This window comes from Sphingopyxis sp. SE2 (genome assembly GCF_032227185.1).
Classification (GTDB): domain Bacteria; phylum Pseudomonadota; class Alphaproteobacteria; order Sphingomonadales; family Sphingomonadaceae; genus Sphingopyxis.
The window spans coordinates 2,664,449-2,676,331 of sequence record NZ_JAPMXW010000001.1 but is presented as its reverse complement, the minus strand read 5'-3'; the positions used below and the strand labels follow the sequence as shown (position 1 = coordinate 2,676,331).

Annotated in this window: 9 protein-coding genes; 2 read left to right on the top strand and 7 right to left on the bottom strand. The window is 65.1% G+C overall.

All coding sequences use genetic code 11. The features are described 5' to 3' along the window. Positions 1 to 15: 15 nt before the first annotated feature. A complete protein-coding gene (locus tag OVY29_RS12720) occupies positions 16 to 2,373 on the top strand; it encodes a TonB-dependent receptor plug domain-containing protein (protein ID WP_037556683.1) in 2,358 nt (785 codons plus the stop codon). Positions 2,374 to 2,650: 277 nt separating this feature from the next. On the opposite strand, the gene OVY29_RS12715 is transcribed toward OVY29_RS12720, so the two are convergent. From OVY29_RS12715 to OVY29_RS12685, 7 genes are all read right to left on the bottom strand, one after another. Continuing rightward, entirely contained in the window at positions 2,651 to 4,429 is a 1,779-nt protein-coding gene (locus tag OVY29_RS12715) for a heparinase II/III family protein (protein ID WP_313911542.1), read from the bottom strand. Positions 4,430 to 4,432: 3 nt separating this feature from the next. Continuing rightward, positions 4,433 to 5,104, bottom strand: a complete 672-nt coding sequence (rpe, locus tag OVY29_RS12710) for a ribulose-phosphate 3-epimerase (protein ID WP_037556680.1) — start codon at positions 5,102 to 5,104, stop codon at positions 4,433 to 4,435. 84 nt (positions 5,105 to 5,188) lie between these two features. Then, positions 5,189 to 5,431: a hypothetical protein gene (locus OVY29_RS12705; RefSeq protein WP_313911541.1), complete on the bottom strand. Its 243-nt coding sequence runs from the start codon at positions 5,429 to 5,431 to the stop codon at positions 5,189 to 5,191. A 1-nt stretch (position 5,432) separates the two neighbouring features. Next, on the bottom strand, positions 5,433 to 5,636 hold the full coding sequence (locus OVY29_RS12700; protein ID WP_037556677.1) for a hypothetical protein: 204 nt from the start codon (positions 5,634 to 5,636) through the stop codon (positions 5,433 to 5,435). 9 nt (positions 5,637 to 5,645) lie between these two features. Continuing rightward, a complete protein-coding gene (locus tag OVY29_RS12695) occupies positions 5,646 to 6,548 on the bottom strand; it encodes an SPFH domain-containing protein (protein ID WP_313911540.1) in 903 nt (300 codons plus the stop codon). Between the two features lie 335 nt (positions 6,549 to 6,883). Then, a complete protein-coding gene (locus tag OVY29_RS12690) occupies positions 6,884 to 9,079 on the bottom strand; it encodes a M3 family metallopeptidase (protein ID WP_313911539.1) in 2,196 nt (731 codons plus the stop codon). 240 nt (positions 9,080 to 9,319) lie between these two features. Beyond that, positions 9,320 to 10,189 (bottom strand): SMP-30/gluconolactonase/LRE family protein, encoded by an 870-nt coding sequence (locus OVY29_RS12685; RefSeq protein WP_313911538.1) that lies wholly within the window; start codon positions 10,187 to 10,189, stop codon positions 9,320 to 9,322. Between the two features lie 394 nt (positions 10,190 to 10,583). Here OVY29_RS12685 and OVY29_RS12680 point away from each other — a divergent pair, with 394 nt between their 5' ends. Next, positions 10,584 to 11,738 carry an acyl-CoA dehydrogenase family protein gene (locus OVY29_RS12680; RefSeq protein WP_037556264.1) on the top strand — a complete coding sequence of 385 codons (1,155 nt, stop codon included), beginning with the start codon at positions 10,584 to 10,586 and terminating at the stop codon, positions 11,736 to 11,738. Positions 11,739 to 11,883 lie beyond the last annotated feature (145 nt).

Sequence of the window (11,883 nt, the reverse complement as noted above, 5' to 3'; positions counted from 1 at the left end):
AAGGGGGTCTACGATATGATTCGCACGTTCAGCCTGCATTCCGCCGCCGCTTTCGCTCTTGCCGCGGCGCTGGCCGCCGCCCCCGCCGCCGCGCAGGACGCGCCGATCCCGGTCGCCGAAGAGGATCGCGGCGACGGCCCGATCACGACCTCGCAGGAAATCGTCGTGCTCGGCAGCGTCGGCTACCGCAACCGCACCGAAGAGGCCGAGCCCGTCCTTTCGTACGACAGCGAGTTTTTTCAGCGTTTCGAGCCACTGACAGCAGGAGACGCGCTGAAGCGCGTGCCGTCGGTGACCTTCCTGTCGGACGTCATCGAAAGCGACGGCGCGCGGCTCCGCGGCCTGTCGCCCGGCTATACGCAAATATTGATCAACGGCGAGCGCGTGCCCGGCACGAACAACGACCGCAGCTTCTTTATGGATCGCATCCCCGCCGAGCTGATCGACCGGGTCGAGATCGTCCGTTCGTCGTCGGCACGTCGCACCGGCGACGCGGTCGCGGGCACGATCAACATCCAGCTTCGCGACGGCTATGAACTTGACGGCGGTTATGTTCGCGCGGGCGCGCTCTATTTCGACGATGAGGAACTCGAACCGAGCCTCGGCCTCGTTTATGGCGGCGCGGTCGGCCCCGGCCGCCTGCTCGTCGGCCTCAATCTTCAGGGGCGTCACAACCCCAAGCGGAAAAGCTCGCTCCGTTACGGCGATTCGCCCGAGAACAATCCCGATTTCGCGGTCGACGATTTCGACAATCGCGAGGATCAGATCGACACGCGCGACGGCAAGGATTATTCGGCGAACGCGACCTATGAGATCGACGGTGAAACCACCGATTTCCGCATCTCGGGCTTTTATGTCCGGACCGACCGCACCGAAACCGAGCGCAGCTTCGAATATGACGACCCGACCGCGATCACCGGTCCGCTGCCCGCCGGCAACCTGATCAGCGACAACAGCAATGTGAACGAGATCGATCAGGAAAATTACAGCATCGACGCCAAATTGTCGCACGAATGGACGCTCGGCAAAACCGCGCTGAAGGTCGGTTTCGCCCGCTTCGACGACAAGCAGCGCGAGACCGAGAATGAGATCGATTTCGACGTCGATTTCGACGACGGCGAAGTGCCGGTGTTCGAGCAGGTCTTCACCGCGACCGACATCGTCGACAAGGAATTCACCGTAAAGCTCGACCATGAAATCGAGCTCGGCAACGACATCCAGTTCGTCGCCGGCGGCTATTATCAGAAGAAGAAGCGCAATACCGCGATCCTCGACGCCGATAGCGAAGAGGAATTTCCGGGGCTCGAATCGAGCTACGATCAGTTTATCGACAATCCCGACGACCTCGTCCCGCCGTTCGATCCGCTCGAACCCACGACCGGCGGCCTCAACCGCATCGAGGAACGGCGTCTCGACGGTTTCGCGCTGGTGCAGGGCAAATCGGGCGGGCTGAAATGGGAAGCGGGTATCCGCTATGAAACGACGAAACTCGACATCGTCGATTTCAGCGATCCCGACGATATTCTGGCGGTCGACAATGATTATGAAAAATGGCTGCCGTCGGCGTCGATCAAGTTCGACCTGACGCCGCGCGACCGCATCACCGCGTCGGTCGCGCGCACCAACCGCCGCCCCGACTTCAACTATATCTCGCCCGCATTGCTCGAAGAGGAAGTCGGCGACAGCGACCTGCTCGGCAATCCGTTCCTCGCGCCCGAAATGGCGTGGGGCGTCGATGTCGGCTATGAACGCCGCATCGGCCGCACCGGCGTCGCCGGCATCAACTTCTTCTACCGCGACGTCACCAATCTCATCGAGCTGGTGAACACGGGCGAAGAAGGGTCGGAAGGCGAGGGCACCTTCATTTACCAGCCGCAGAATGTCGGCGACGGCAAGGTTTATGGCGTCGAATTCGACCTGTCGACCGACCTCGGTTTCATCGGCCTGCCCAATACCGGCATCTTCGGCAATGTGTCATGGCTCGACAGCGAGATCACCGACTTCTTCGGCAAGCGCCGCTTCAATGGCCAGTCGGATTATGTCTACAACGTCGGTTTCATTCAGGACGTTCCGAGCTGGGGCGTCGCGTTCGGCGCGACGCACCGCAAGCAGGGCGCGGCCTATGACCGCGTGATCGGCGAGGAAATCCGCACCACCTATGGCGCCGACCTCGAAATCTTCGTTGAAAAGCGGATCGGCGGCAATTTCACGATCCGCGCTGTCGGATCGAACCTGCTGAACGGCAAGAAGCGCGAAGCGTTCAACAAGTTCGACAATCTCGAAGACCAGCTGGCTCGCGATTTCGACGAATATGAGCTCGAAAGCGAAAAGGCGGGCCCCGTTTTCCAGCTGATGGCGCGCTACGCCTTTTGAGGTTCCGACGGCCGGCGCTCAGTCCCTTGGGCGCCGGCCGCAGGACGAAGGAAAAATATCCTCCCTGTGGTGAAGCCATGGGGAGGGGGACCGCCGCCGCAGGCGGTGGTGGAGGGGCCGCGACGGTCGTGCCATGAGCCCCTCCGTCAGCGCTGCGCCGAAGGCGCAGTTTATCCTCAGCACCTGCAAGGCAGTCGAAGGGCGCTGACACCTCCCCATGCCTGCGCGACAGGGAGGGTCAATGGTAACTACCGGCCGATTACCGCCACCATCGCAGCTACCCGATATGCTTGAAGATCCACCCCACGCTCGCGCCGCCCGCAGGCGCATTGCCGGTGACGACGAGCTGTTCGGTCGGGTGCGGGCGGCCTTCGCCGTCGACCCACAGGCTCTGCTCGATTTCGAGCGCGCCTTCGGAGGTGCGGAACTGCCATAGCGGCCCGCCGCCCACGCGCAGCAGCGCGCCCAATTTGTCGGCGGTCAGGCTCGCCGAGATATTCCGTCCGAGGTGAAAGCGCAGGGTGAAGCCCTTGTCGCCCTTGCGCCGCGCGCGCGGGGCGGGGAGCAGCATGTCCTCGCCGCGCAGCTCGCGCCCGTTGGGCGACAGGATCAGCAGGCGCCGGTGGATCAGCCCATGGCGCCGCGCATAGCCGTCGTGGCTCATCTCGACGCGGCTGCCCTGCGGCGTCTCGCGCCGGTCGAGCTCGACCTCGGTCACCCCCTTGCCGAGCGAGCCGTTGGCGAGGATCGCGGTCGAATTGGCGTCGCCCAGCGTCAGCGTCGAATGCGCCGCGGTGGTGCGAAGGCCGCGCGCGAGGTCGGCGGGGATCGTCGCGCCGGTCAGCGCCGCGCCGCCGCAATTGACGACGATGCGCTCGTCGCCATCGCTGAGTTCGAAGGCGAGGGTCGAGGCGCAGCCCGCCTCGGTCACGCGGGCAATGGGGGGAGGCGCCGCGTCGGCGAGCAGCACCACCTTGTTCGCGACGAGCCGCTGGTAGCCCCAGTCGCGCGCCTGCTTCAGCGGCCGCGTGCGCACCCCGCTGGCATTGACGATCGCCTGCACGGTGGCGGCGGAGGTCGCGCCGCTGCCCTGCCAGCTGCCCATGCCGCCGTCGCTATGGACGAGGCCGAGCAGCGCGGGAACCGCGCGCGCGAGCACTTCTTGCACAAAGGGCGGCACCTCGATGCGGCGCATGTCGTATATTTTGGCAAGCATCGACAGCGCCATGATCGCGTCGAGCTGTGCTTGCGGCGAGCGCGAGATATTGCCGCCGTCGGCGTAGAAGCTCGTTTCGAGCACCTTGCGCAGCCCCGCTTCGCCGAAGACCTGCCGCGGCTCGCCGCCGGGCATCAGCAGCGACGCGGCGACGATGCCGACCCACGCGACCATCTGCCCCGTGCCCGGCCGCGTCTTGTCGGCGACGCGGTCGAGGTGGCGCGCGGCGCGCGCGAGATGGTTGAGCACCGCCGAGCGATAGACGAGGTCGCTCGACGAGAGGATCAGCGGCGCGTGCGCGGCCCAGAAGAGGATACGCCATGCCGTATTGTCGGCCTTCCACGCGGGTTCGCTCACCGTCTCGCCATGCGTGCCGAGCCAGTGGCGCACGACGGCTTCGGCGATCGGGGCGCCGTCGGCGCGCGTCCCCGTCGCCGCCAGATCGCGCAGCCAGGCGAAGCTGTGCAGATAGTCGGCGAAGGGCGGCGCCACGTTCAGCGCCGCGAAATCGAGCTCGCCGAGCGGCAGCTTGAGCCCGCGGTGCAGGAAATGCCCGGCGCGGATCGCGGTGCCCGCGCGCGTGTCGCCCGGCACCGGGTCGGCCGGCACGCCGAGCAGCTTGAGCGGAAAACGCCCCTTCAGCCGGAAGGCGTGGAGCGGCGTGCGCCAGGTCAGCCGCGTGATCGCATTGGCGACGCGGTCGCCGAGCGACAGCCCCTTGTCGGCGGGCAGGCGGATCAGCCGCTTGCCGGGCTCGATCGTATCGTCGAGCGGCGCGGCGTCGGCACCGGATTCGAGCGGCGGGTCGGCGGGGGCAGAAGTCAGCGGTCTCCCCTCCATTGGTCAGGCCCCGCGCAAGCGCCGGATATTGTCGGCATAAGCCTCTGGCCCGCCCTTGAAGGTCGCGGTGCCCGCAACGAGCACGTCGGCGCCCGCCGATATGGCGAGCGGCGCGGTGCCCGCGTCGATGCCGCCGTCGACCTCGAGCCGGATGTCGCGGCCCGACTTCTCGATCATTTTCCGGACCGCCTCGATCTTGCGAAGCTGGCTCGAAATAAAGCTCTGCCCGCCGAAGCCCGGATTGACGCTCATGATCAGGACGAGGTCGATGTCGTCGATCAGATAGTCGAGCATCTTCGCGGGGGTCGCGGGGTTCAATGACACGCCCGCCTGCTTGCCGAGCGACTTGATGTGCTGGACGGTGCGGTGGATGTGCGGTCCCGCCTCGGGGTGCACGGTGATGATGTCGGCGCCCGCCGCGGCAAAGGCGTCGAGGAAATGATCGACGGGACTGATCATCAAATGGACGTCGAAGGGCAGCGTCGAATGCGGGCGCAGCGCCTTTACCACCGCCGGGCCGATCGTCAGATTGGGCACATAATGGCCGTCCATCACGTCGATATGCACCCAGTCGGCCCCCGCCGTCTCGATCGCGCGCACTTCCTCGCCGAGCTTCGCGAAATCGGCGCTCAGGATCGACGGGGCGATGCGGACGGGGGTGGTGGAGCCGGTCATGGACCGGCCTTAACCATCTAGCGAGTCGGGAGCAAGCGGGCCCGGCGCGCTATCAACAGCAATCGCCAAGAAAATTGACGCGGGCTAGCGCCAGCGCCAGCCGCCTTCGGTGCGGGCGCGATAGATCGGCATCGGCGCGAGCGCGGCCAGCACGATCGCGATCGTCATCAGCACCGGCCGGTCGCGTAGCAGCACGGCGAGCCCTGCGATCAACGCGACATGCAGCGCCATCAGCACCCACCCCTGCCAGGCGATCGGCAGGCCCGTGCCGTAGCCGCGGTTTTTCTGGCGGAACCAGGGACCCTTGCGCATGAACAGGTGCAGCATGTCACTTCTCCTCTTTCGGCGGCCGGCCCCGCTTCGGGACCTCCGACTGCTTGACGCTCACGCCGCGCCGCCCCAGCGCCTCGCGCAGCAATATCTCGATCTCGGCGTTGGCGCTGCGCAATTCGGCGGCGGCCAGCCGCTCGACCGCGGCGTAGAGCGCCGGGTCGAGACGGAGGGCGAAGGCTTTCCTGGCGGACGCGGGCATTGGACAAACTCAGTAGAGCGAACCGGTGTTGACGACGGGCTGCGTGTCGCGTTCGCCGCAGAGGACGACCATCAGGTTCGACACCATCGCCGCCTTGCGCTCGTCGTCGAGGTCGACGACATTCTTCTCCGACAGGTGCGTAAGCGCCATTTCGACCATCGTCACCGCGCCCTCGACCAGCTTCTTGCGCGCCGCGATCACCGCTTCGGCCTGCTGGCGGCGAAGCATCGCACCGGCGATTTCGGGGGCATAGGCGAGGTGGGTGAGCCCGCATTCGTCGACCGTGATTCCGGCGACGTTCAGCCGCTCGATCAGCGCTTTCCTCAGTTCCTCCCCGACCTCGTCATGGTTGCCGCGTAGCGTGACTTCCTGATGCTCGATGTCGTCATAGGGATAGCGCGAGCCGATCGAGCGCACCGCGGCCTCGATCTGCGCAAGGACGAACTCCTTGTAATCGTCGACGTCGAAAAGTGCCTGCGCGGTGTCGGTGACGCGCCATACGACCTGCGCCGCCATCTCGACCGGGTTGCCGCGTGCGTCGTTGACCTTGATCTTTTCGGAAATGACGTTGTTCGCGCGCACGGCGATCTTCTTGCGCGTCAGCCAGGGCAGCACCCAGCGCAGCCCTTCTTCGCGGTCGGTGCCCCTATAGGCGCCGAACAGCTGGATCGCCGCGGCTTCGTTCGGATTGATGAGATAGAAACCGCAGAGAATGAGCGTGCCGACGACGCCCGCAACGACGACGACCACCCATTTCCAGGCGGTCATGACCTCGGCGTTGGCGTTGGTGATCGCGGCCCAGACGGCGACCCCGAGCAGCACCAGCCAGACGAATAGCATCAGATAGCCGCTTTGCGTGGCGGCGCGTGTTTCCCGGCTGCGATTCAGCGCCGGCGTCCCTGTTTCGAACATCTTTCCCTCCGAATCATTCGATATAATGATGATATCATATTTATATCGAATCGGGCGGAGGTCAATCGGGATTTTGCACGCAGACTGCGGGTGACGGCTTTGGAGTGGGGAGCAGCCGATCCTCCCCCTTGGGGGAGGGCGACCATGCGAAGCATGGTGGAGGGGCACGCGAGGTGTTTCCTGCCCTTTACTCGTCGCGCGACTCCGCCCGTGCCCCTCCACCACCTTCGGTGGTCCCCCTCCCCGTGCCGGGGAGGACCGGCAACTCCCGCTCGGCAACCGCCAAAAACAAAGGGGGCGAAATCGCCCCCTTTGCCGCATCAGTGTCGTTCGCCTCACTCGGTCGGAAAACCGCGCTTCGCGAGCAGCGCCTTCACATCGGGATCGCGGCCGCGGAAGGCGCGATAGGCTTCGGCGCGGTCGGTTTCGTTGCCCGTCATCAGCAGGATGGTGCGGAACTTGTCGGCTACCGTGCGGTCCCACGGTCCGCCGGCTTCGGTGAACGCGGCCCAGGTGTCGGCGTCCATCGTCTCCGACCACAGATAGCTATAATATCCCGCCGAATAGGCATCGCTGCTGAACAGATGGCCGAACTGCGGCAGGCGGTGCCGCATCACGATTTCCTTGGGCATGCCGATCTCGGCGAGTGTCTCGCGCTCGAACTTGTCGACATCGGTCGGCGGCGTCTTGCGGTCGTGCAGCTTCATGTCGACGATCGCGCTCGCCAGATATTCGACCGTGGTGAACCCCTGGTTGAACTTGTCGGAGGCGAGGATTTTGTCGACCAGCGCCTGCGGCATCGGCTCGCCCGTCTTGTAGTGCGTCGCATATTTCGACAGCACCTCGGGGGTCATCAGCCAATTCTCGTTCACCTGGCTCGGATATTCGACGAAGTCGCGCGGCACGCCGGCGAGCGCCGGATAGGTGACCTGCTGCAGCAGATAATGGATGCCGTGGCCGAATTCGTGGAACAACGTCTGCGCATCGTCGAGGCTGATCAGCGTCGGCTCGCCCTTCGCGGCTTCGGTGAAATTATTGTTGTTCGAGGCAAGGACATTGCGCTCGCCGCCCAGCGTCTGCTGGCTGCGATAGGTCGTCATCCACGCGCCCGAGCGTTTGCCGTCGCGCGCGAAATTGTCGAGGTAGAAGACCCCGACATTCTCGTTCGTCTTGAGGTTATAGACTTCGAACGTCCGCACCTTCGGATCGAACACCGGGATCGTGCCGGTATTTTCCTTAAAGCCGAGATCGTAAAGCTGCCCCGCCGCCCAGAACATGCCCTGGGTCAGCTTGTCGAGCTGGAGATAGGGCTTCACTTCGCTTTCATCGAGGTCGTATTTCGCCTTGCGGACCTTCTCGGCGTAGAAACGGTAATCCCACGGCTCGATGGTGATCTTCGGCGTCTTGTTCGCCTTCGCCTCGGCGTCGGCGATCGCCTGCATGTCGGCGACCTCTTCCTTGACGCGCGCGACAGCGGCGGGCCAGACCTTCATCATCAGCCCCATCGCGGCCTCGGGGGTCTTTGCCATCGTGTCGGCCATGCGGTAATGCGCGTGGGTCGGGAAACCGAGCAGTTCGGCGCGCTGCTGGCGCAGCTTCAATATCTCGGCAATCGTCGCATTGGTGTCGTTCGCGTCGCCATTGTCGCCGCGGTTCACGAACGCCTTGTAGACCTTTTCGCGAAGCGCGCGGTTGGTCGCATTCTGCAGCACCGGCTGCGCCGACGATCGCGTGTTCTTGATCGCCCACTGGCCGGGCTTGCCATTGGCTTCGGCGGCGGCCGCCAGCGAGGCGACGAAGCCGGGTTCGAGCCCGGCGAGTTCGGCCTTGTCGGTGACGAAGGTATAGAGCTTCTCGTCGCCGAGCAGCTTCGACGAGAAGGCCGAGAACAGCCCCTCGAGCTTCGAGTTCATCTCGACCAGCTTCACCTTGTCGGCGGGCGACAGGTTCGCGCCGTCGCGGACCATCTCGTCATAGCTGCGCTCGACGATGCGGATCTGCTGCGCGTTAAGCCCGCTCGAATTGCGCTTCTCATACACCGCCTTGTAGCGCGCGAAGAGCTTCGGATCGAGGAACAGCTCGGTGTAGAATTTGGTGAGCTTGGGGCTCCATTCGGCGTCGATATCCTCGACGCGGTCGCTCGACTTGTTCGACGTCTGGACGCCCCATAGCGCAAAAAGGCGCTCCATCGTGTCGCCCGCGAGCATCATCGGAACATGCGTGTTCTCGAAGGTCGGCGCTTCGGGATTGTCGATCACCGCCTGCACCTCGGCCTTGGTTTCGGCCATGCCCTTGGTGAAGGCGTCGGGGAACAGCTCGGGATCGAGCTTGTCCCACGGCGGCACCCCCTCGAAAGGGCCGGTCCAGGGTGCAAGCAGCGGGTTCGCGCCCGCGGGGGCGGCAGCCGGCTGCGCGGCGGCGGTGGGTTCGGCGGCGGTTGCGGTGCTCATCTGGCTATAACCCGTCATCATCGCGGTGGATGCAAGCAGGATCGACAAACGGCGGGCAAAAGGCTGCGCTGGGCGCGACATCGATAAATCTCCCCGGAGGATAAGGTTTCGGACGAAACCATGTCTGGGGCCGTCTTAACCGGATATGACAGGGGGGTGCAAGGGTGGGAGGCTTGATCGATCCTCCCTGTGGCCGCAGGCCATGGGGAGGTGGCAGCGGCGGAGCCGCTGACGGAGGGGCCATGACGCGACGTCGTCGCCCCTCCACCACCGCTTCGCGGCGGTCCCCCTCCCCATGGCCTGCGGCCACAGGGAGGATATTCAACCCCCAAACATCTTCTGCGCCAGCCCCGGCACATCCACGCGGAAAGCAAACACCCCGCCCGCATGCGGCTGCGCCTTGCGCTCCGCGTCGGTCAGATTCTTGCCCGCGCTGGTGACGAAGGCGGTCTTCAAATCGGGGCCGCCGAATGCGATCATCGTCGGGCGCTGCACCGGCAGCTCGACCGTCCGGATCAGCTCGCCCGCGGGCGAGAAGCGCACGACGCGCCAGCCGTCCCACAGCGCCGACCAGTAACAGCCCTCGGCATCGACCGCGGCGCCGTCGGGGCGGCCGTTGCCGAACTCGAATTGATGAAAGACGCGGCCGCCCGACAGCGTGCCCGCCGCCGCATCGACGTCATAGGCGCGGATCGCGTGCGTCGGCGTGTCGGCGTGATAGAAGATGCGTCCGTCGGGGCTGAACGCCGCGCCGTTGCTCGTCGTCAGCCCATGCAGGATTTCGGTCAGCGACCCGTCGGGGTCGAGCCGATAGAGCGTCGCGGCGGGGTTCGCCTTGTCGCTCGTCAGGCTGCCGACCCACAGGCGGCCGAGCGCATCGACGCGTCCGTCGTTGAAACGCTGCTCGGGCTTGTCCGCGAGCACTGCCGCGCCGAAAGCGCGTGGCGTCGCGCCCCAGCCGTCGATCAGCGCGCAGCCGTTTTCGAGCGCCGCGACCAGCCCGCCGCCGGCGCGCGGCGCGATGCACCCGACCTGCTCGGCCAGTTCCATGACCTCGTCGGCGCCGCTCGCGGGATCGGTGCGATGGATTTTGCGGCCGTCGATATCGACCCAATAGAGGCGAGCCTCGGCGGCGTGCCAGACGGGCGATTCGCCGAGCAAAGCGCCGGCGTCGAGGAGCAATTCTACCATGCGCTGCGTCTTAGCGCGGCGGGCCAAAGCTGCCCAGCGGTTCGGCCGCCTGAAAAGCTATTCGTCGCCCCCGCGAAGGCGGGGGCCGTTATCCGCCTGAAGCTTGATATTTTGATAGAAACGTCATCCCGGCGAAGGCCGGGATCTCGCCGGTGCGTCAGGTCGGGGCGATGAGATCCCGGCCTTCGCCGGGATGACGAAACAGGAGGGGTGTGTTCCCTGCAATCAGATCGCACTCTAGCCGCCAGCGGCCCCCGCCTTCGCGGGAGCGACGGAGAACTTCATGCCGTAGCGTCTTTCCACTTGACGTGGACGTAAACGTAAGGTCTCTTGGCCGGGAAGATGCGGCCGACTCCCCGCTCGCGTTCGGCCGTCCTCAGGGAAAGGAAAGCCAATGTCGCTCGATAGTCTCTCGCGCTCCGCCTATACCGAGGATCATGAGGCGTTCCGCGCGACGGTGCGCCAGTTCCTCGAAAAGGAAGTCGCCCCGAACGCGGCGCAATGGGCCGAGGACAAGATCGTCCCCAAGTCGATCTGGCCGAAAGCGGGCGAGCTCGGCATGCTGTGCCCGACGGTTCCCGAGGAATATGGCGGGCTCGGCCTCGACTTCGGCTATAATGCGATCGTCGACGAGGAAAGCGCCTATTACGGCCGCGCGACCACCGGCTTCTCGCTCCAGTCGGACATCGTCACCAGCTACATCGTCAAATATGGCAGCGAAGAGCAGAAGAAGCACTGGCTGCCCAGGATGGTATCGGGCGAGACGATCACCGCGATCGCGATGACCGAACCGGGCACCGGCTCGGACCTTCAGGGAATGCGCACGACCGCGAAGAAGGATGGCAATCATTATGTCATCAACGGGTCGAAGACCTTCATCACCAACGGCCAGAACGCCGACCTGATCCTCGTCTGCGTCAAGACCGATACCGAGGTCGAACCGGCGTGGAAGGGCGTGTCGATCGTCCTCGTCGAGGCCGACCGCGAGGGTTTCCAGCGCGGCCGCAATCTCGACAAGATCGGGCAGGACGAAGCCGACACGTCCGAACTCTTCTTCAACGACGTCCGCGTGCCGATCACCAACTGCCTCGGCGAGGAAGGGCAGGGCTTCATCTATCTGATGAGCGAGCTTCCCCAGGAGCGCCTGTCGATCGCGGTCAGCGCACAGGCCTCGGCGCAGCGCGCCTTCGACGACACGGTCGAATATACGCGCGAGCGCAAGGCGTTCGGCAAGCCGATCCTCGATTTCCAGAACAGCCGCTTCGTGCTCGCCGATCTGAAGGCCAAGCTGCAGGTCGGCTGGGCGCATCTCGACTGGGCGCTCGCGCGTCACATGAAGAAGGAACTGACCCCCGAAGAGGGCGCCGCGGCGAAGCTCTGGCACACCGACCTCCAGTGGGAGGTGATGGACAAATGCCTCCAGCTGTTCGGCGGGTCGGGCTATATGAACGAATATCCGATCGCCCGCGCCTGGCGCGCCGCGCGCGTGACGCGCATCTTCGGCGGCACCAACGAAATCATGAAGGAACTGATCGGGCGGAAACTGTAATTTTCAAACCCCTCCTCTTCAGGGGAGGGGCGGTGAGACTTGCCAGCTTGCTGGCTAGTCGCAGCGGGGTGGGGTCCATCGGCCTTGCTCGACGCCGCGAAACCCCACCCCAACCCCTCCCCTGAAGGGGAGGGGCTTTAGGAAG

Bases quoted from the DNA above. Each gene is read 5' to 3' on its own strand.
- OVY29_RS12715 (WP_313911542.1), bottom strand. From the start codon at position 4,429: ATGGAGGGGAGACCGCTGACTTCTGCCCCCGCCGACCCGCCGCTCGAA.
- OVY29_RS12720 (WP_037556683.1), top strand. From the start codon at position 16: ATGATTCGCACGTTCAGCCTGCATTCCGCCGCCGCTTTCGCTCTTGCC.
- OVY29_RS12695 (WP_313911540.1), bottom strand. From the start codon at position 6,548: ATGTTCGAAACAGGGACGCCGGCGCTGAATCGCAGCCGGGAAACACGC.
- OVY29_RS12685 (WP_313911538.1), bottom strand. From the start codon at position 10,189: ATGGTAGAATTGCTCCTCGACGCCGGCGCTTTGCTCGGCGAATCGCCC.
- OVY29_RS12680 (WP_037556264.1), top strand. From the start codon at position 10,584: ATGTCGCTCGATAGTCTCTCGCGCTCCGCCTATACCGAGGATCATGAG.
- OVY29_RS12705 (WP_313911541.1), bottom strand. From the start codon at position 5,431: ATGCTGCACCTGTTCATGCGCAAGGGTCCCTGGTTCCGCCAGAAAAAC.
- rpe (WP_037556680.1), bottom strand. From the start codon at position 5,104: ATGACCGGCTCCACCACCCCCGTCCGCATCGCCCCGTCGATCCTGAGC.
- OVY29_RS12690 (WP_313911539.1), bottom strand. From the start codon at position 9,079: ATGTCGCGCCCAGCGCAGCCTTTTGCCCGCCGTTTGTCGATCCTGCTT.
- OVY29_RS12700 (WP_037556677.1), bottom strand. From the start codon at position 5,636: ATGCCCGCGTCCGCCAGGAAAGCCTTCGCCCTCCGTCTCGACCCGGCG.